At 50.8% G+C, this 20807-nt stretch carries 18 protein-coding genes; all 18 read right to left on the reverse strand.

The annotated features are described in order from the left end of the window. Nucleotides 1-81: 81 nt before the first annotated feature. The 18 genes from ACLB09_RS07665 to tsf all read right to left on the reverse strand — a co-directional run bounded on the left by ACLB09_RS07665 (nucleotide 82) and on the right by tsf (nucleotide 20764). Entirely contained in the window at nucleotides 82-1029 is a 948-nt protein-coding gene (locus tag ACLB09_RS07665; RefSeq protein WP_410769210.1) for a bifunctional riboflavin kinase/FAD synthetase, read from the reverse strand. Between the two features lie 43 nt (nucleotides 1030-1072). Then, the gene (gene truB, locus ACLB09_RS07670; RefSeq protein ID WP_410769211.1) at nucleotides 1073-1987 is read right to left on the reverse strand and encodes a tRNA pseudouridine(55) synthase TruB; all 915 of its coding nucleotides are present in this window, start codon (nucleotides 1985-1987) and stop codon (nucleotides 1073-1075) included. Beyond that, complete coding sequence (locus ACLB09_RS07675) at nucleotides 1984-2961, reverse strand: DHH family phosphoesterase (RefSeq protein ID WP_410769212.1); 978 nt, start codon at nucleotides 2959-2961, stop codon at nucleotides 1984-1986. Before ACLB09_RS07675 ends, truB begins: the two co-directional genes overlap by 4 nt. 19 nt (nucleotides 2962-2980) lie before the next feature. Beyond that, a complete protein-coding gene (gene rbfA / locus ACLB09_RS07680) occupies nucleotides 2981-3334 on the reverse strand; it encodes a 30S ribosome-binding factor RbfA (protein WP_410769213.1) in 354 nt (117 codons plus the stop codon). A 15-nt stretch (nucleotides 3335-3349) separates the two neighbouring features. Beyond that, a complete protein-coding gene (gene infB, locus ACLB09_RS07685) occupies nucleotides 3350-6034 on the reverse strand; it encodes a translation initiation factor IF-2 (RefSeq protein WP_410769214.1) in 2685 nt (894 codons plus the stop codon). After that, a complete protein-coding gene (locus ACLB09_RS07690; RefSeq protein WP_410770057.1) occupies nucleotides 6027-6350 on the reverse strand; it encodes a L7Ae/L30e/S12e/Gadd45 family ribosomal protein in 324 nt (107 codons plus the stop codon). Before ACLB09_RS07690 ends, infB begins: the two co-directional genes overlap by 8 nt. Further along, nucleotides 6343-6660 (reverse strand): RNase P modulator RnpM, encoded by a 318-nt coding sequence (gene rnpM, locus ACLB09_RS07695; RefSeq protein ID WP_410769215.1) that lies wholly within the window; start codon nucleotides 6658-6660, stop codon nucleotides 6343-6345. Before rnpM ends, ACLB09_RS07690 begins: the two co-directional genes overlap by 8 nt. Before the next feature lie 41 nt (nucleotides 6661-6701). Further along, nucleotides 6702-7799 carry a transcription termination factor NusA gene (gene nusA, locus ACLB09_RS07700; RefSeq protein WP_410769216.1) on the reverse strand — a complete coding sequence of 366 codons (1098 nt, stop codon included), beginning with the start codon at nucleotides 7797-7799 and terminating at the stop codon, nucleotides 6702-6704. Nucleotides 7800-7850: 51 nt separating this feature from the next. Further along, entirely contained in the window at nucleotides 7851-8312 is a 462-nt protein-coding gene (gene rimP / locus ACLB09_RS07705) for a ribosome maturation factor RimP (protein WP_410769217.1), read from the reverse strand. 152 nt (nucleotides 8313-8464) lie between these two features. Continuing rightward, a complete protein-coding gene (locus ACLB09_RS07710) occupies nucleotides 8465-12781 on the reverse strand; it encodes a PolC-type DNA polymerase III (protein WP_410769218.1) in 4317 nt (1438 codons plus the stop codon). Between the two features lie 159 nt (nucleotides 12782-12940). Next, entirely contained in the window at nucleotides 12941-14392 is a 1452-nt protein-coding gene (proS, locus tag ACLB09_RS07715; RefSeq protein WP_410769219.1) for a proline--tRNA ligase, read from the reverse strand. 21 nt (nucleotides 14393-14413) lie between these two features. Next, nucleotides 14414-15688, reverse strand: a complete 1275-nt coding sequence (gene rseP, locus ACLB09_RS07720; RefSeq protein ID WP_410769220.1) for an RIP metalloprotease RseP — start codon at nucleotides 15686-15688, stop codon at nucleotides 14414-14416. A 133-nt stretch (nucleotides 15689-15821) separates the two neighbouring features. Further along, nucleotides 15822-16961 carry a 1-deoxy-D-xylulose-5-phosphate reductoisomerase gene (locus tag ACLB09_RS07725; RefSeq protein WP_410770058.1) on the reverse strand — a complete coding sequence of 380 codons (1140 nt, stop codon included), beginning with the start codon at nucleotides 16959-16961 and terminating at the stop codon, nucleotides 15822-15824. Nucleotides 16962-16988: 27 nt separating this feature from the next. Further along, entirely contained in the window at nucleotides 16989-17792 is an 804-nt protein-coding gene (locus tag ACLB09_RS07730) for a phosphatidate cytidylyltransferase (protein WP_410769221.1), read from the reverse strand. Nucleotides 17793-17813: 21 nt separating this feature from the next. Beyond that, a complete protein-coding gene (locus tag ACLB09_RS07735; protein WP_410769222.1) occupies nucleotides 17814-18581 on the reverse strand; it encodes an isoprenyl transferase in 768 nt (255 codons plus the stop codon). A 71-nt stretch (nucleotides 18582-18652) separates the two neighbouring features. Then, nucleotides 18653-19207: a ribosome recycling factor gene (gene frr / locus ACLB09_RS07740; RefSeq protein WP_410769223.1), complete on the reverse strand. Its 555-nt coding sequence runs from the start codon at nucleotides 19205-19207 to the stop codon at nucleotides 18653-18655. After that, nucleotides 19208-19936: a UMP kinase gene (gene pyrH / locus ACLB09_RS07745; protein WP_410769224.1), complete on the reverse strand. Its 729-nt coding sequence runs from the start codon at nucleotides 19934-19936 to the stop codon at nucleotides 19208-19210. A 177-nt stretch (nucleotides 19937-20113) separates the two neighbouring features. After that, nucleotides 20114-20764, reverse strand: coding sequence for a translation elongation factor Ts (gene tsf, locus ACLB09_RS07750; protein ID WP_410769225.1), 651 nt, complete (start codon nucleotides 20762-20764; stop codon nucleotides 20114-20116). Between the last annotated feature and the right edge of the window lie 43 nt (nucleotides 20765-20807).

The raw sequence follows: 20807 nt of genomic DNA on the forward strand, positions 1-20807 counted from the left end.
TATGCGAAAATATCCCGCATAAACAACGTAGATTAGTATAGCATAGATGACATATAAAAGTAAATGCCGCTAACCGCGCGACTAATCTTCGGAACTCAGCAGTTGTTTTGCAGTCTCGGCATCCTTCGCAATTTGCGCTACAAGCTCATCAATGCCGCTGAATTTACGTTCCTCACGGATAAAATCGACCACTTCAACCAGCAAGGACTCTCCGTAAAGCTGACCGCTAAAATCGAACAAATGAACTTCAAATGAAGGCCTGGTTTCATTCTCGTGAAAAGTCGGCTTTACACCCACATTCATCACGCCCGAGAGCACGGTTCCCCCGTAGCTAACTCTTACGGCGTATACGCCTCTGGCCGGCAGAACATAGTGCTCATCCAACTGCAGGTTAGCAGTTGGAAATCCGAGCTTGCGTCCGCGTTTCTCCCCGTGCATGACCGTTCCTTTGATCGCGTAAGGCCGACCGAGCCAACGGTCCGTCTGCCGGATATTTCCTTCCTGCAATGCCTTGCGGATATCCGAACTGCTGACCTTTTCGCCTTCGATCAGAAACGGCGGTACAATATTCACGTCCATCGAATCTTCGCTAAGCTCCCTAAGCATTCCGGCATACCCTTCCCCGCGATACCCGAACCGGAAATCGAAGCCGACCACGGCGGTATGAATTTGCAGCGGCACAAGCATGCCGCTCACGAAATTATGCGGACTGACACGGGAGAAAGCGTCGTTAAACTCAACGATGTATAAGTAATCCACGCCCATGCCGCGAAGAATTCTTTCTTTCTCGGCCGGCGGGGTGAGATAGCCTTCATAGTCGCCTTTCTTCATGACTTCTTTAGGATGCGGATGGAAAGTCATGACCGCAGAGGGCAGTCCTTCCTCTCCTGCAAGCCGGACCGCAGATTCGATGACGCTCGCGTGACCGAGATGAAGTCCGTCAAACTGGCCGATGGCCAAAATTTGACGTTTTGCCACTGCGGCTATGATGTCATCTGTCAATGGATAAGTTAAATGTATCGTTTCCAATATCGTCTCACCTGCAATTTCACTCGGATTTGCTAGATTCATATTACTCCGGAAGAAATACCTTGACCGGTGCCACTGCACCCGATTCCTCCACAAGATAAATGCCTAAAAATTGTTGTTCCGGGCTATATAACCGGATGGTCTCGCCTGGAGCAGCCGGCGGCTGAACCACTGAACGCGATAAACGTTGGCCTTGCAGAGCTGCTTTAACCTTTTCTTCATTTACGGTATGCGCCGGTAGATGACTCACAGCATGATCAACAGGTATTAACCGAGATGGCAAGGTGCCCTTCTGAACTTCCTCAGCCAACTGCTCTAAGGTCAAACATTGTTCCTCCCGGAAGCCCGCCGACATCGTCCGTTCCAGTTGTTCCATAACGGCCGGTACGCCCAAGGCCCGTCCTATATCAACACATAACGTACGGATATACGTCCCCTTGGAGCACAGCGTGCGAAATTTTATTTTCGGATGGACAGGATCAAGGTTCAAAGCCAGCAGTTCCAGCTCGTGAATACTCACCTCGCGCGGCTGCCGCTCCACGGTTTTCCCTTCGCGCGCCAGTTCGTACAGCCGTTTGCCGTCCTGCTTCAACGCAGAGTACATAGGAGGCACCTGAGAGATAGTTCCTACGAACTGTTCCAGCACTTCCCGTACCTCGGCTTCGGTCACAGATACTTGCTCCAGCCGTTCCAGGACGTTCCCGGTCATGTCTTCCGTGTCCGTGGCTAGGCCGAGAACCAATGTAGCTTCATATTCTTTCGGAAGCTCCTGCAAATACTCGACAACACGGGTCGCCCGCCCCAAACAGAGCGGAAGAACGCCCGTTACTGCAGGGTCCAGCGTCCCCGTATGCCCGATCCGCTTCATCTTCAGAATGCCGCGGCTCTTCGCCACAACATCATGCGAGGTAAATCCGGCAGGTTTCATAATTGGCAGGATGCCTTCATAGGAATTCATAACCGCTGCTTCACCTGCTCTATCACGCCCGAAACGACCGTTTCAAGGCTTCCTTCGATCCGCGCTCCTGCAGCCCGGACATGCCCCCCGCCGCCAAAGCTTTGCGCAACGCTCGCCACGTCGACTATTCCGGCTGAACGCATGCTGACCTTCACCGCATTTTCATTGATTACTTTAAACAACAAACCCACTTCGACTCCTTGAATATTGCGGGGGTAATTCACGATCCCCTCCAAATCCTCATGAATCGCTCCGGTGAGCTTCATATCATCATCATTCACGGATACCCAGCTGATTTTGCCGTCCTCACTGATCTGCAGCCCATTAAGGGCACGGGTCAGCAGCTTCAACTGCGGCAGGGTCATCTGCTCCAGAAGCAGCTCCGACAAGCCTGGGCCATCAACGCCGTATTCCAGCAGTTTTGATGCGATGGCCATCACTTTGGGTGAAGTGCTGGAATAGCGGAATCCGCCTGTATCCGTCAGGAGGCCCGTATAAATCGCTGTCGCCACGTTCTGATTCATCTCCAGATTCATGAACTGAATCAGCTCAAACAAGATTTCAACCGTCGCCGCCGCATCGGGAACAATGAGATTAATTAAACCATACCCGTCATTTGTCGGGTGGTGGTCAATATTCAATATTTGTGCATCCTCCGAAAAAAGAGTGCTGCTCTTGCCCGTCCGCTTGAAATCGGCACAGTCTACACAAATCACATGCTTATAAGACTCAGCAAGTGGCGTTTGCGAAAGATCGATGATCTTCTCCGATTCCCATAAATACTCCATCCGTTTCGGAATCGGCCCCTCGTTGACCATAACGTAATTTTTACCCAGACATGAGAGAAGCCAGCCCACCGCAAGGGTAGAACTGACTGCATCTCCGTCCGGCTGTACATGCGACACGACTAGGAAATGATCATGCTCCGTCAAAAACTGCTGCGCTTGCCGGAACTCCCGTTCATTGGTCTGCATTGCCGTCTCCTTTTAAATTCTAATTTTCATCTTCGTGCGAAATATCTCCCAGCAGCTTCTCGATCCGGCTGCCGTATGCGATCGATTCGTCGATCTTGAAAATTAATTCCGGGGTGTGTCTGAGGCGTATTCGCTTGCCGAGTTCGGTACGCAAGAAGCCGCCGGCCTTTTCAAGGCCTTTCAATGAAGCCTGCTTGCTCTCCTCATCTCCAAACACGCTCAGATACACTTTTGCTTGCGATAAATCGCTTGTCACATCAACGCCGGTCACGGTGACAAATCCGATACGGGGATCTTTAAGCCCGCTCTGGATTAGCACGCTAAGTTCTTTTTTGATCTGTTCGCCTACGCGGCCGGTACGATTTTTGGCCATGTGTGACACCTCACCTTATTTCGGTTCGACGGTTTCCATAATGAACGCTTCGATAACGTCGCCTTCTTTGAGGTCGTTGTAATTATCAAGGGTAATCCCGCATTCATAGCCTTGCGCAACATCCTTGGCGTCATCTTTAAACCGTTTAAGCGAGTCGATTTTGCCTTCGAACACGACGATGCCGTCGCGGATCAGGCGGGCTTCCGCAGCACGCGAAATTTTGCCCGAAGTAACCATACAACCAGCAATGGTTCCCACTTTACTGATTTTGAACGTGTTGCGGACTTCGGCGTGTCCGATAACCGTTTCTTTGTAAACCGGATCCAACATTCCTTTCATCGCCTGTTCGATTTCCTCGATCGCGTTGTAAATAACGCGATGCAGACGGATATCGACTTTTTCTTGCTCCGCTGTTGCCTTCGTCTGGCTGTCCGGACGGACGTTAAAGCCGATGACGATGGCGTTCGAAGCTGCGGCTAGGATAATATCGGATTCCGTAATGGCACCGGCACCGCTGTGAATGATTTTCACGCGAACGCCTTCCACTTCGATTTTTTCCAAAGAGCCCTTGAGCGCTTCGACCGAACCTTGAACGTCCGCTTTGATAATTACGTTCAGGTCCTTGATCTCGCCTTCTTTAATGTGGCGGAATAAATCGTCAAGCGTTACGCGGGTATTGGAACCGAGATCGGACTGACGTTGCGTAACCGCCCGTTTGTCCGCGATGGAGCGTGCTTTGCGCTCATCTTCAAATACCATGAACGGATCGCCGGCTTGCGGCACTTCCGTCAGACCCGTTACTTCCACCGGTGTGGAAGGTCCCGCTTCTTTCAGGCGGCGTCCCTTATCGTTTACCATTGCCCGAACGCGGCCAAAACTATTCCCCGCTACGAACGCGTCGCCGACTTTCAACGTACCGTGCTGCACCAGGATGCGGGCAACCGGTCCCCGGCTCTTATCGAGCTCGGCTTCAATGACGGCGCCGCGGGCGCGTTTATCCGGATTCGCTTTATATTCATTGACTTCTGCAACGAGCAGAATCATTTCAAGCAAGTCTTCGAGGCCCATTTTTTGTTTGGCCGAAACATTGACGAAGATCGTTTCTCCGCCCCATTCTTCCGGAACAAGACCGTATTCGGTCAATTCCTGTTTTACTTTATCCGGATTGGCGTCCGGTTTATCGATTTTGTTCACCGCTACGATAATCGGAAGTCCGGCAGCTTTGGCATGGTTGACAGCTTCGACCGTTTGCGGCATAACGCCGTCATCGGCCGCTACGACGATAATCGTAATATCCGTCAATTGGGCACCGCGGGCACGCATGGCCGTAAACGCTTCGTGGCCCGGCGTATCCAGGAACGTGATTTTCTTGCCGTTAATTTCGACTTGATAAGCCCCGATATGCTGGGTAATCCCGCCGGCTTCTCCGCCGGTCACGTTCGTCGAACGGATGGCATCGAGCAATGTCGTTTTACCATGGTCGACGTGACCCATGATCGTTACAACCGGTGGACGTTCCAACAGATCCGCTGCTTCATCCACTTCCTCGATCGTTTCGAAGCGGTCATCCTCAACCGGAATCTTCACTTCCACTTCCACTCCGAAATCACCGGCAAGAAGCAGAATGGTGTCGATATCAAGTTCTTGGTTGATCGTAGCCATAACCCCAAGCGTAATCAACTTCTTAATAACTTCGGAAGCATCCTTATGAAGCAGTTTTGCGGTTTCGCCTACGGTCATCGTGCCGCGCACGATAATTTTCTTCGGCGTATTGTCGATCTTCTCGCGTGGAGGCTGCTGGTTGTATCCGCCTCTTCCGCCACGGCCGCCTTTTCCGCCGCGGTTGTTCTTGTATCCGCCTTGACGGTTATCATCAAAGCCCTTGGATTTATTATTGTTGAAATTGTTGTTGTTTCCTTTTTTGAAGCCCTGATTTTGTCCGCCTGGGCTGCTGCCTTGTCCGCCTTGGCTACGGTTGCCGCCAAAGTTTCCGCCGCCGCTGTTATTCCCCGGAGAAGCACTCCGATTTGGCTGGGTGCTGCGGTTTCCGGCATTCCCCGGACGTGAAGCCTGCTGTCCGCCGCCTTGACTTTGACCGCGGTTGGGTTGCGAATTGCGGTTACCCGCAGATCCGGAACCTTGACCTTGCTGAGGACGATTCCCTTGCGATTGGCCTGATCCCTGGTGAGGACGATTTCCTTGCGATTGATGATTTCCACCGGATGGGCGGCTATTTCTTTCCTGAGTGGCTTGGGTGCTGCCTGAGGCAGACGTTGAGTTATTGTGATTTGGTCTATTATTCATGCTTACCTGCTTTTCTTGTTGATTTTTTGGATTACCTTGACTTTGACTGCTTTGTCCTTGATTTCCCTGGACATTTCGACTTTGTTCTCCACGCTGGCCGGTTACTTCCCCGGCTGATGGTTTCGGTGTCTGGCTTCCTCCTGCGGAAGCCGGAGCCGTCGATTTAGCTGGTGCCTCAGCGCGTCCCGCGCCTTCTCTCTTGGCAGCGGCATTGCTCTTAATATCCTTGAAAAATTGTTCCACACGAGATACGGAGTCATTTTCCATAACGCTCATATGGTTATTTACCGGAATATTAAGACGTTTAAGAATCGTAATAATTTCTTTACTGCTCATATTGAGCGATTTGGCGTATTCATACACCCTGAGTTTATCTTTGTTTTCTTGTTTACTCAATATACTCCACCTCCGACGTTTTCACGATTTCTTTGGTAATCATATCGGCAAACCCTTGATCCGTCAGTGCGAGCACGACCCGTTCCGGCTTGCCTACACTGGAACCGAGCCGCTCTCTGTCGAATCCGATGGCCAAGGGGACTTCGTACGTTGCGCACTTGTCGCGGAATTTCTTCTGAGTATTCAATGATGCATCTCCTGCAACGATGACCAGTTTTGCTTCCGCAGAGCGGATCATTTTCAGAACCAATTCATCACCGGTCACCAGTTTGCCCGCCCTTGTAGCCAGACCAAGCTGATTCAGCGCCTTACTCATCATCGGCCGCCTCATCCCGATCCCGGCTGGAGATGAATTCTTCCTCCACCGCCAAGAAATCACGGGCCAGTTGCTCATAGACCTCAGGCCCCACCGGAGCCTTTAAGGCACGATCCAGGGCCCGGTTCTTATGGGCGAGTTTGAAGCAAGCCACTTGCCCGCAGAGATAAGCTCCCCGTCCCGATTTCTTGCCGGTGAGATCGATCGAAACCTCACCTTCCGGAGACCGGACGACGCGGATTAACGACTTCTTGGGCATCATCTGCTGGCAAGCTACGCATTTGCGAAGCGGTATTTTTCTAGGTTTCATTTAAAAGACCCCCGTTTCTTGCTCCCGAATCAATCTAGAGATTAGTCGACGGAAACGGAATCTTGAGGTAGTTCATCCTGATCGGTTTTTTCTCTTCCGAATTCCTCTTCCGCCTGGGTTTCGCTCTTGATATCGATTTTCCAGCCGGTTAACTTGGCGGCCAGACGGGCATTTTGACCCTTGATGCCGATCGCCAGCGAAAGTTGATAGTCAGGCACGATAACACGGGCCATTTTCTCCGCTTCAAACACCTGAACTTCGAGTACTTTGGAAGGGCTCAGCGCGTTTGCCACATATTCCTCGACGCTTTCCGAATAACGGACGATATCGATTTTTTCGCCGCGTAACTCATTCACGATCGTTTGCACCCGTACACCTTTAGGGCCGACACAGGAACCTACCGGATCCACTTCGTTGTTGCGGGAATAAACTGCGATTTTCGATCGGAATCCCGCTTCGCGGGCAACGGAACGAATCTCCACCACGCCGTCAAAAATCTCCGGAACTTCCAGTTCAAAAAGACGTTTGAGCAGACCTGGATGAGTGCGGGACAACAAGATTTGCGGCCCCTTCGTCGTGTTTTCTACTTTGGTGATATAAGCTTTGATCCGGTCGCCATGCTTGAACTTTTCGTTAGGCATCAGCTCATTCAGCGGAAGATGGGCTTCCACCTTGCCCAGATCGACGAAAATGTTACGCAAATCCTGACGTTGCACAATCCCGGTGACAATATCTTCTTCCTTCTCTACGAATGCGTTGTAGATGAGGCCTCGTTCCGCCTCGCGAATGCGCTGCGTGACGACTTGCTTTGCGGTTTGGGCCGCAATGCGTCCGAAGTCGCGCGGAGTCACTTCGATTTCCGCGACATCTTCCAGTTGGAAGCTCGGATTAATCTCACGGGCAGCCGGTACCGAAATTTCCGTACGCGGATCAAGAACTTCCTCCACTACAAGCTTGCGCGCAAACACTTTGATCGCACCGGTATGGCGGTTCATATCTACCCGGACATTTTGCGCCGTATTGAAGTTGCGTTTGTAGCTGGAGATCAGAGCAGCTTCAATCGCTTCGAATAAGATATCTTTGCTGATCCCTTTTTCCCTTTCCAATTCATTCAAGGCTTCGATAAAATCCATACTCATTTGCCTCGAGTTCCCCCTTTCATAGTCCCCTGCAATTCACTGCACCTTTTGTTAGAAAATAATGGCCAACCTAGCGCTGGCAACTTTGCTGTATGGAATGGTATGGCTCTTTTTGCCGATTTCAACGACAAGCTCCTCGCTTTCAAAAGAAAGAAGCCGGCCTTCGAATTCTTTCAAGCCGTCTACCGGTTCATATGTAGTTACAAATACATCTTTGCCGACGGCCTTTAATACATCTTCCGCTTTTTTCAGCGGACGTTCCGCCCCGGGGGAGGACACATCCAGGAAATAAGCTGATGGAATCGGATCGTTCTCATCCAGCTTCTCGGTTAGAAATTCGCTGATCCGACCGCAGTCATCGATATCGATGCCTCCGTCTTTATCCACGAATACGCGCAGGAACCAATTGCTCCCTTCTTTGACGTACTCGACGTCGACCAGTTCAAAGCCGTTCTCATCCAAAAAAGGTTTGACCATCTCTTCCACGGCCGCTTTGATCTTCGGTGTGCTCAAGCGTACATTACCTCCATATGGTTCTTTCCTATATACCAAAGAGTAAAGAGTGGGTTTCCCCACTCTTTAAGCAACGGTTCTATCTTCATGATTACCAAAAAAATTATAACATAGTCCGGTAATAGTGACAAGTAAAACGCCTTTACGCCGGGCTAAAACAGCGACAGCTGATTGCTTTCCGGCAGCCCGCGGAAACAGCCCATCGTACCGAGCAGTTCGACGATCGTCTTGCTCGCCTTCGACTTTTGCTGGAAATCCTCGATGGAGAGGAATTCCCCTTGTTCCTTCGCCGCCGCAATGTTGCGGGCAGCGTTATCGCCGATGCCCGCCAACGCGGAAAACGGCGGAATGAGCGCATCTCCGTCGACGATGAATTTCGTCGCGTCGGAGCGGTACAGGTCGATTCCCTTAAAGCGGAATCCGCGCGATGTCATTTCCAGCGCCATTTCCAGAATCGGCAGCATGTTCTTCTCCTTTGGCAGCGCCTGGAAGCCCTTTTGCTCAATCTCCTCGATTTTGCGGTAAATCGCTTCATAGCCCTGACAGAACAACTCGATATCGAAATCCTCGCCCCGTACCGAGAAATAAGTTGCGTAATATTCAATCGGATGATACAGCTTGAAATACGCGGTACGCACCGCCGAAATGACATAAGCCGCGGCATGCGCTTTCGGGAACATGTATTGAATCTTCAGGCAGGAATCAATGTACCATTGCGGCACTTTGCATTTCTTCATCTCATCGATCCATTCCTGCGACAGCCCTTTCCCCTTACGGACGCTCTCCGTAATTTTGAAAGCCAGGCCGGCGTCCATCCCCGCCTTATAGATCAAGAACAACATAATATCGTCACGACAGCCAATTACCGTCTTGATGTTACAAGTTCCGTTTTTGATCAAATCCTGAGCATTTCCCAGCCATACGCCGGTACCGTGGGACAATCCGGAAATCTGCAGCAAATCCGCAAAGGAGGACGGTTGCGATTCCACGAGCATCTGGCGGACGAACTTCGTTCCCATTTCGGGAATGCCATAGGTGGCAACCGGTGTCCGGATTTGCTGCGGTGAAACTCCAAGCGATTCCGTGGAATTGAACATGCTCATCACTTTCGGATCGTTCATCGGGATCGTCGTCGGATCGACGCCGGTCAAATCCTGCAGCATCCGCATCATGGTCGGATCGTCGTGACCCAGAATATCAAGCTTGAGCAAGTTTGCATCAAAAGCATGATAATCAAAATGCGTCGTCATCCATTCCGCGCTCGTATCGTCGGCAGGAAACTGCACAGGTGTAATATCTTCAACCTCGATATAGTCAGGAACGACCACGATTCCCCCAGGGTGCTGACCCGTGCTGCGTTTTACGCCTGTGCAGCCTGCGGCCAAACGGTTGAGTTCGGCGCCGCGCCAGCTTTTATGGTGTTCTTCTTCGTATTTTTTCGTGAATCCGAACGCGGTTTTCTCCGCCACCGTACCGATCGTTCCGGCACGGAATACGCTTTTTTCCCCAAACAGCACTTTGGTGTAATTGTGCGCCTGAGGCTGATATTCGCCGGAGAAGTTAAGATCGATATCGGGCACCTTGTCGCCCTTGAAACCTAGGAACGTTTCGAACGGAATATCCTGGCCTTCTCCCTTAAGTTTGTTCCCGCATTTCGGGCAGTCCTTGTCCGGGAGGTCGAATCCGCTCGGCACGCTGCCGTCGAGGAACCATTCGCTGTATTTGCATTCGGAATTCAAACACATATAATGCGCAGGCAACGGATTTACTTCGGATATCCCAAGGAAGGTCGCCACGACGGACGAGCCTACGGATCCCCGCGAACCGACGAGATAACCGTCCTGGTTCGATTTTTTCACCAGTCGTTCAGAAATCAGGTAGTTCGCCGAGAACCCGTATTTGATGATCGGCTCCAACTCTTTCTCCAGTCGCTTGACGACTACGTCGGGCAGCTCTTCGCCATAAATGGATCTCGCCGTTGCATAACATGTATTACGGATTTCTTCATCCGCCCCATCGATAATAGGCGTATACAGCTTGTCCGGAAACAATTCGAGTTCCTCAAAGGAATCCGCCAGATCGGAAGTGTTTTTTACGACAACCTCAAAGGCTTTATCCTTCCCCAGAAACTCAAACTCCTCCAGCATTTCGTCCGTCGTACGCAGGTGTGCATCCGGTTTGCGGATGTCTTTCAGCGGACTGAACCCGGTAATCCCGTGAATGGTGATATCGCGGTATAACTTGTCGCGCGGATCCAGATAATGAACGTTCCCGGTGGCGACAACCGGCTTTCCGAGCCGCTCGCCGATCTCCACCACTTTGCGGATCGCTGTTTTCAGTTCCTCCGCGCTGCCTACGAGCCCCTTGTCGACCAAATGCATATACATCGTAAGCGGCTGAATCTCCAGCACATCGTAAAACTCGGCGATTCCTTCGGCTTCTTCCACCGATTTGTTCAGAACCGCCTCGAAAAACTCGCCCTTTTCGCATCCCGAAATGATAAGCAGACCTTCCCGCATTTCCGCAAGCTTGGACTTCGGTATACAAGCCACACGCTTGAAATACTGGGTATGGGACATAGAGATGAGCTTGAATAAATTTTTCTTGCCGGTCATATTTAAAGCATAAATCCCGCAATGAAACGGACGAGCATTGGACAAATCCTTACCGACCTTGTCGTTCAGACGCTCCAATGAGGTAATACCCTCGATTTTAGCCGCATCCTCAATGAGTCCGATCAAAATTTGCCCCAACGCCAACGTATCGTCGATCGCGCGGTGATGATTTTCCAGCGAAACTTTATATTTGGCCGCCAGCGTATTCAAGCGGTGATTTTTCATAGAAGGGAACAACATTCTGGCCATCTCGAGCGTATCGAGTACCGGGTTCTCCATGACAGGCAGGCCGAGTTCCTTCAGCTTGGCATTCACGAAGTCCACGTCGAACCGGGCATTGTGCGCTACCAGAACCGAATCTTTGGCAAACTCGATAAATCGCTTCAGTACCGGCTCCACTTCCGGAGCATCCTGAACCATTTCATCATTGATGTTGGTCAGTTGCTGGATATGATACGGGATTCGCTCATGCGGATTAACGAAGGTGGCATACCGGTCGATTTCTTTGCCCTCACTCATTTTGACGGCGGCGATTTCAATGATCTTGTTCTGAGTAACCGACAGACCCGTGGTCTCGATATCGAATACGATAAAGGTCGTCGTCTTCAAATCATCGGCACGGGGGTTAAGTACGACCGCCACATTGTCGTTGACAACGTTGGCTTCCACGCCGTAAATCATTTTGATTCCGTTCTTTTTCGCCGCTTTAGCCGCATCCGGATAACACTGAATACCGCCATGATCCGTAACGGCAATCGCTTTATGCCCCCACTTGGCCGCCATCTTGACGTAATCTCCGATCGGGGTAACGGCGTCCATCGTGCTCATCGTCGTATGCAGATGGAATTCCACCCGTTTCTCCTCGGCGTTATCCTTCCGGGACGGCGGTGCCGAAATCTCGCACAGATCCGAAGGGATCATGACGAGTTCCGGGATTTGCATAAACCGATCCATTTCCACTTTACCGCGGGCCTTCACCCATTTTCCGTTAGCCAGTTGACCCATAACCTTCAGGTCTTCCTTGTTCTTGGCAAACATCTTCATTTGCAGGGAATCGGTAAAATCGGTCAGATAGAATGTAAATAGCGTATTACCGTTTCGAAGCTCCTTCCGATCCAATCCGAAGATCGTACCTTGAATCGTAATTTTCTTCTCTTCGTCCTGAATGTTCTGAAGCGGCACAGGCTGTTCTTTAATATCATAGCCAATCTGCAGCTTGATGACTTCCCCATCCACTTCTTCAGGCGGGGCTTCCACGGTCATGCTCTCCATCAATTGCTGAATCACTTCACGCTCTTCTTCCACGATCCGCTGTTGAAACTCTTCAAAGGCATCGCTGCTGTTTTCGCCCGATAACAGCTTCACCCGGAGGCCTAGACCGAAATAAGTATCAAAGAATGCCGTAATCGCCCGGTCGATGCCTTTCTTACGGGCCAATTCCAGAGTCATAGCATCGGTGAAGGTGACGGACACGAGATCTTCTTCTACTTCATGGGCCGCCCGTGCCATCCACCCGTTGACCGACGGCACTTCCCGCTGCACCCATTCCAGGAACAGTTTCCAGTATTCCTGTACGATTTCGCTTGCGCCGATTTCTTGCTCATAACGGAATAAAAAAGAGATGCGTGCGATATGCTCCATCCGTTCCTGTACCCGCAGGCAAAACGTACGATAGACCTGCGCGGGAACGAGCGTAGTTTTGCAAAGTGTAATCTTCCATTCCTTGTTGGTACGGCTTACTTCCACCCGGTCGATATATCCATCGAGAAAATACGGATCGACAACGGTTGACGGCATCTCCGCCTGCTTCATCAGCAGTTCCAGACGCGTTCTTTTTCCCTGAGTGTCGGACATGATTTCCCCTCCCATACGACACGCTTGCTGATAAGTTTAAAAGTGACACTTCAATATTACATTAATTCTCAAACAGCAAGGCTTCCGGCGCTGGAGGCCGACAGGTGTTTGACCTGTCGGCAGTTTCCTGCCGGAAGCCTTCCAATAGATAGTATGTGACTAATAGGCTCTGGCAAAAACAACCGTATGTTGTGCTTGTTCCCCGCACACCAGACAAGTGGTTTTTGTAACTTCGGGCTTAAACGGAATGTTCCGGCTCGTTGCGCCCGTTTCTTCCTTAACATGGCGTTCGCAAGCTTCGGAACCGCACCAGCCCGCGAGAGTGAAGCCGCGCTTTTCTTCAATGCTGGCTTTCATTTCATCCAGGGTGTCCACGGTATAGAAGTGTTCTTCCCGGAACGCTTTGGCGCGGTCGAACATCTCCTGATGCACTTGATCCAGCATAGTTTTTACTTCTTCCACCAGGTTTTCCTGAGATACCACTTTCTTCTCTCCGCTGATCCGGGAGACAAGCACGCATACCCCGTTTTCCATATCGCGAGGACCGATTTCCAGACGAACCGGCACGCCGCGCATTTCATATTCATTAAACTTCCAGCCCGGACGGACGTCTGCACGGTCGTCAATGCCGACGCGAACGCCAGCTTTTTTCAATTCGGCAAACAGTTCGTCCGCCCGACCGACAACAGCATCCCGGGTTTTTGGCGGGCCGATCGGAATGATCATAACCTGCTTCGGTGCCACTTTAGGCGGTAAAGCGAGCCCACGGTCATCGCCGTGAACCATGATTAACGATCCGATCAGCCGGGTGCTGACGCCCCATGACGTCGTATGCACGAATTCACGAACATTGTCCCGGTTCAAATATTGAATATCGAATGCCGTCGCGAAATTGGTTCCGAGATAGTGCGACGTCCCGGCCTGAACGGCCCGTCCATCTTTCATCATCGCTTCGATGGAATACGTATCGACCGCACCGGCAAATTTCTCCGAAGGCGTCTTCTGGCCGACGATGACGGGAATGGCTAAGTAATTTTCGACGAAATCACGGTAAATTTCCAGCATGCGTATCGTTTCTTCCCGAGCATCCTGTTCATTCTCATGCGCGGTGTGGCCTTCCTGCCAGAGGAATTCGCTCGTACGCAGGAACGGTAAAGTCCGTTTCTCCCAACGCACTACATTGGCCCACTGGTTAATCAGTACTGGCAGATCGCGGTAAGATTGAATCCATTTTTCATACATATGCCCGATCATCGTTTCGGAAGTCGGACGGATGGCCAGACGCTCCTCCAGCTTTTCGCCGGCTGCTTCGGTTACCCATGGAAGCTCGGGATTGAACCCCTCAACGTGCTCCTTTTCCTTTTGAAAAAAGCTTTCGGGAATAAACAGCGGGAAGTAGGCATTGCGGTGTCCAGTTTCTTTGAAACGCCGATCCAGCTCAGCTTGAATATGCTCCCAAATTTCATAACCGTCCGGTTTGAAAACAATGCATCCGCGCACGGGCGAATAGTCCATCAAATCCGCCTTTTTGATTACATCGATGTACCAGCGGGAAAAGTCCTCTCCCTGCGGGGTAATTTCCGTTACGAATTGTTTCTCCTCATTAGCCATTAAACCCTTATCCTCCCGTTATTAGCCTATCAATCGCAATATATCATTATAGGTGACCGCAATCATCAGCAGGAACAGCATCGCAAACCCGATGAAATGCACCAGCCCTTCGCGGTTCGGATCCACCGGTCTGCCGCGCAGCGCCTCCACGCCCAGGAATACGAGCCTGCTTCCGTCCAATGCCGGAATCGGCAGCAGATTGAAAATCCCCAGGTACAAGCTAAGAATAGCTGCCCAGTAAGTCAATTGGACCACGCCTTGCTTGGCGATTTGTCCCGTTACTTCAAATGTACGCACCGGTCCGCCCAGATCGTCCATCGAAAACTTGTTGATCAGCTGCTGAAACCCGAGAAAAATCGCTTTGGTCGTGTAGACCATGTCTTTGCCCGCTACGCTAAACGTCTCTCCGAACGAAGCGCTCCGTGTAGGGAAGTAAGTGATGATCGTGCTCCCTACTTTACCGCCTTCATCGTTGTCTACAGACCGCGGAGTAAGGGCAATCTTCAGATTTTGATCTCCCCGCTTTACGGTCCATTCCATCGGCTTGTCTTTGGACGCCTTGATCATATCGATCAATCCGTTAGCGTCGGTTCCGACCGGTGTACCGTTTACGGAGACGATAATATCTCCCTCCATAACCCCGGCTTCAGCCGCAGGCATGCCTTTCATCACTTCGCCGATTTGCAGATGGCTGGGATCCGCAAGCGGAATTCCGGCCATTTGTGTATGGAGCGCAAAGAGCACGAAAGCAAGGATAAAGTTCATCAGAGGTCCGGCAAAAATAGACAGGGCACGCTGCCCTACTGTTTTGCTTCCATATTGACGATCTTTAGGAGCGATTTGCGTTTCTTTACCTTTCGCCACCAGCATCGCTTGCGGGTGAACGCGATAGGTCAGCACCTCTCCATCCACATCAAGTTTGACCTGCAAACGATCTTCCAGATCCACCTCATTCACTTCGCCGCGGATTACATTCTTGCGGCTGTCAAGCCGATCGAGATATATTTTCCGGACTTCTTCCCCATCCAGTCTTAAGGCTACGGTTTGCCCGTTCGTGATCTGAACCAGTTCCGGATCTTCCCCTGCCATCCGGGCGTAGCCGCCAAAAGGCAGCAGTCTTAGTGTAAACTGCGTCTCGTCTTTCTTATAGGAAAACAGTTTAGGACCGAAACCGATAGCAAACTCGCGAACGAGTATCCCCGCCCGTTTGGCGAAGAAATAATGTCCCCATTCATGCACAGTAACAATCACAAAGAACATGAAAACAGTCAAAAAAATGATCTTAATCAATTCCAATCGTAAGCATCCTCCTTTTGGCCACGGATCGTCCAACGTTCTTTTAGATTATCATTATTCTCCGATCAGGTACAAGAGAATACCGGGATGGAACTTTTCCGCTCTCAAAAGAAAAATTTATGCTCCGGCGGTCTTACAAAGATCGCGCGGTGTCACGAGCCCACCGGTCGGCTTCTTTGATAGCTTCCAGATCCGGCTCGGCTTGAACCTGGTGTCTGGAAAGAACACTTTCGATAATATGTTCGATTTGCAGAAACGGAATTTCCCTGTTCAGAAAACGGGCGACGGCGACCTCATTAGCTGCGTTGTACACACTCGTTGCCGTCCCACCTATTTTACCACATTCGAAGGCCAGTCTTAAACAAGGGTACCGGACCATATCCATTTCCCGGAAATGAAGCTTGCCGACATCGGCCAGCGACAGCCTTTTCGTGTCGGAAATCCATCGCTGCGGATAAGTGAGGGCATACTGGATCGGTACTCGCATATCCGGTGTCCCCAATTGGGCGATCACACTGCCGTCACGGTACTCAACGAAAGAGTGGACAATGCTCTCCGGGTGCAGCAAAACTCCGATTTGTTCGAAGCTCATTCCGAACAGCCAGCGGGCCTCGATCACTTCCAATCCTTTGTTGACCATCGTGGCCGAATCAATCGTCACCTTCGCGCCCATCGACCAGTTCGGATGCTTAAGGGCATCTTCAACGGTCACATGGCGCAGCTGCTCACGATTCAGATCGCGGAAAGAACCTCCTGATGCCGTAAGCGTTATCCGCTCGATATCCCCCATCCGTTCCCCGTTCAAACATTGAAAAATTGCGGAATGCTCACTATCTACAGGCAGTAGGGACACTCCCTTTTCTTTTGCCAATCCGGTTACCAGATGACCTGCGGTCACCAGCGTTTCCTTATTTGCCAACGCGATATGCTTGCCTTCGGATATCGCCGCCAGCGTTGCCGGCAATCCGGCGCTGCCCACGATCGCCGTGACCACCGTTTCGGCTTCCGTTCCGGCCGCAACCTCGACCAGCCCTTCCTCCCCATAATAAAGCTGCACATCGTTTGGAATCAGGTGACGTACCTGATCCGCGATCTCTTTAGTCGCAACGGATGCTTTTTTCGGTTTAAAGTCATTTACCTGCTTCACGAAGAGTTCGGCATTGGTGCCGGCCGCAAGGCCTTCAACGGCAAATTGATCGGCATGTTGCTTCACGACATCAAGAGTTTGGGTACCGATCGAACCGGTCGAACCGATGATGGCTATTTTTTTCATCATGCACACCTCGCACTTCAAAAGTATCTAGAACACTGGCAACAACGACAAGATATGTACAAAAGGAAATACCGCGATCCAACTGTCGCAGCGGTCGAGAATCCCTCCGTGTCCGGGCAGCAGAGTCCCGGAATCCTTAATGCCGTATACTCGTTTATAAGCAGACTGAACAAGGTCGCCCAATTGACCGACGACAGCGGCGGATAACCCTAACAGAAGAGCTCGGCCGATCGTCAGCAGTCCGCCCGAAGCCAAGGCGAAAATAACAGCGGCGATGACCGCCAAAACAATGCCGCCAATGGCGCCTTCCACCGTTTTGTTCGGACTGATCGCAGGCCACAACTTGTTCTTCCCGAACCTGCGGCCGCTAAAATAGGCCCCTGCATCACTGCTCCAGATCGAAGCCAGCATGAGGAAGGTCCAGAATAGGCCATGACCGTCCGGAGTGCTCCGAGTTTCGGCCAGATAAGCGAAGCCCAGGCCAATGTATACCATGCCAAGGAACAGCATTGCAATCTGACCGATCGGAACCTCGTTTTTGGTAACGACGGTAACGACAAGAAACAGCAGCATCAGCAGCCAGAATACCGCCATCACGCTTAAGGGCATGTCCAGTTCAAGTAATTTCCAAGGGAAAACGGCATACAAGACACCGATATACCCGATCAAGGCAGTGCCGCCAAAAGCCGGAAGCTTGGTCATACGAACGAATTCATAAAATCCGATCAACGCCATGACCAGCACAAGCGCATGATACCATAACCCCCCAACGAGACAGAGTCCGAGAAATGCGCCGCCGGCGATAATTCCTGTAATCAACCGTTGTTTCAACTTTCTACACCTTCCATCCCGCTAGGATAAACCACCATAACGCCGGGTTCGATTTTGGTATTCGGCCACCGCTGCAAACAACTGCTCACGGCCAAATTCAGGCCAATACAGGTCCGTAAACCAGAGCTCACTGTAGGCTGTCTGCCATAACATAAAATTGCTAAGCCTTAGCTCTCCCCCGGTACGAATGAGCAAATCGGGATCCGGCAAACCACCGGACAGCAGTCTCGATCCGATCATTTGCTGCGTAATTTCCTCCGGCTTTATCTTGCCTTCCATTACCTCGCGGGCAATCTCTTTGACACTTTCGGTAATTTCTCTCTGGCCACCGTAATTGAGCGCAAAATTTAAAATGAGTCCCGTATTATGTTTAGTCCGCTCAATCGCTTCTTCCATAGCGGCAATCGTATGCTGCGGAAGTTCTTCGGTATGCCCCATCATCCGGACCTGGACATTTTTCTGTATCAATTCCTCGAGTTCCAAGGCTAGAAACTCTGTAGGAAGCGACATCAAAAAATCGACCTCTTCCTTCGGCCGCTTCCAGTTCTCCGTCGAAAACGCATAAAGCGTCAAAACGGAAATTCCCAGTTCATCCGCTGCGATCGTTACCCGCTTGACGGCTTTCATCCCGTTACGGTGTCCGACAATGCGCGGCATTCCGAGCTTGCGGGCCCATCTGCCGTTACCATCCATTATAATAGCGACATGTTTAGGGATATTTTCGCTGTCAGGATGCACAGCATCAGGGCTATTCCTTTTTTTGCGCCAGGACCCAAAAACTCTATTCATTGCTTTTCCTCCAGCCGGTGATGAAAAAGAGACAAAACCCCACCGTAAAAGGAGGGGCCGCTTTTTGTCTCTTAAACTTCCATAATCTCTTTTTCTTTCGCAGCAAGCACTTTATCCACTTCAGCGATGAATTTATCGGTTGTCTTTTGGATATCTTCCTGGTGTCTGCGCGATTCGTCTTCAGAGATATCGGTTTTCTCCAACTTCTTAATATCATCGTTCGCGTCGCGGCGAATATTGCGGATAGCCACCTTCGCCTCTTCCCCGAACTTCTTGGTCATTTTCACAAGTTCTACGCGGCGTTCCTCTGTCAAAGCCGGAATCGAAAGGCGGATGGACATTCCGTCGTTAGCCGGAGTCAAGCCCAGATCCGATTTCTGGATCGCGCGTTCAATTTCCGCCAGAGACGATTTGTCCCAAGGCTGAATCATGAGCGTGCGGGAATCCGGTGTATTGATGTTGGCCAGCTGATTAACCGGGGTTGGTGAACCGTAGTAATCAACATGGATCCGGTCGAGCAGCGAAGGCGTCGCTCTGCCTGCCCGAAGCGTCGCAAGATCTCGTTTAAGTGCCTGAATCGCCTTATCCATGCGTTCTTCCGCATGTTTTTTGATAGTTTGCGGCATTTAATCTACACTCCCTTTGACAATCGTCCCGATTTGTTCACCGAGAACGACACGCTTGATATTCCCTTGTTCCGTGATGGCAAACACGATGAGCGGGATGTTATTGTCCATGCACAACGACGATGCCGTTGAATCCATAACACCCAGGTTTTTATTGAGTACTTCCATATAAGTAAGCACTTCATATTTCTCAGCGGTTGGATCCACGAACGGATCCGCCGAATAAACACCGTCGACTTTGTTCTTCGCCATCAAAATCACTTCGGCTTCAATTTCTGCGGCGCGAAGTGCGGCTGTGGTATCCGTTGAGAAGAACGGATTCCCCGTACCTGCGGCAAAGATCACGACTCTGCCTTTTTCCAAATGGCGGATGGCCCGGCGGCGAATGTACGGCTCGGCGATTTGTTGCATTGCGATGGAGGTTTGCACCCGTGTAGGTACCTCGATTTGTTCAAGTGCGTCCTGCAAAGCCAACGAATTCATCACCGTGGCCAGCATTCCCATATAGTCTGCCGTAGCACGGTCTATGCCTTTGGCGCTGCCTGCAATTCCCCGCCAAATGTTTCCGCCTCCGCATACGATGGCAACTTGAACTCCGAGTTCAACCACTTCCTTCACCTGCTGCGCGATCGACGAAATCGTCTCGGCATCAATACCGTACCCATTTTGTCCGGCTAACGACTCGCCGCTAACCTTCAAGACAACACGTTTAAAAACTGGCTGTTCCAAATGTATACCTCCACTATAGACCCCGCTTGAAGAGACGTTCAAAAAAGACATTTCAAACACATCAAGCGCTAAAACTACATTTTTTGAACGGCTGCGACAAGGGTGTCAGGTTAAAAAAGAAGGAACACGGCGTGTTCCAACTATTAGGACGTTCAATTATTGATAACGTTAGTTATATTATTGTCTAACTTGGGACATAACTTCCTCAACGAAGTTGTCCACTTTTTTCTCCATGCCTTCGCCAAGTTCATAACGGACAAAGCGGCGGATCGAGATGTTTTCCCCGATAGCGCTGATTTTTTCGTTGACCAATGCGGAGATCGTTTTATCCGGATCTTTTACGAAAGTTTGCTCAAGCAAGCAGAACTCTTCGTAGTATTTGCTGATACGGCCTTCAACCATTTTTTCAACGATTTTCTCAGGCTTGCCTTCATTAAGGGCTTGTGCCTTCAAAATTTCCTTTTCTTTTTCCACTTCTTCTTGTGGCACTTCTTCACGACGAACATAGCGTGGGCTCATTGCCGCGATATGCATTGCGATGTCACGCGCGAAATCCTTGAATTGATCCGTTTTCGCTACGAAGTCGGTTTCACAGTTGATTTCAACCAGTACGCCGATCCGGCCTCCAGCATGGATGTAAGATTCTACTACGCCTTCTGTTGCAACGCGGCCAGCTTTATTTGCTGCAGCAGCCAGACCTTTTTCGCGGAGAAGTTCAGTCGCTTTCGTCAAATCCCCGTTTGCTTCTTCAAGTGCTTTTTTGCAGTCCAACATCCCTGCACCGGTTTTTTCACGCAATTCTTTGACGGATTTTGCATCAACAGCCATGTTTATATTACCTCCACATTAAAATTGGATAGTTTTCATTTGG

The organism is Fontibacillus forbon (genome assembly GCF_046559655.1).
Lineage (GTDB): Bacteria > Bacillota > Bacilli > Paenibacillales > Paenibacillaceae > Fontibacillus.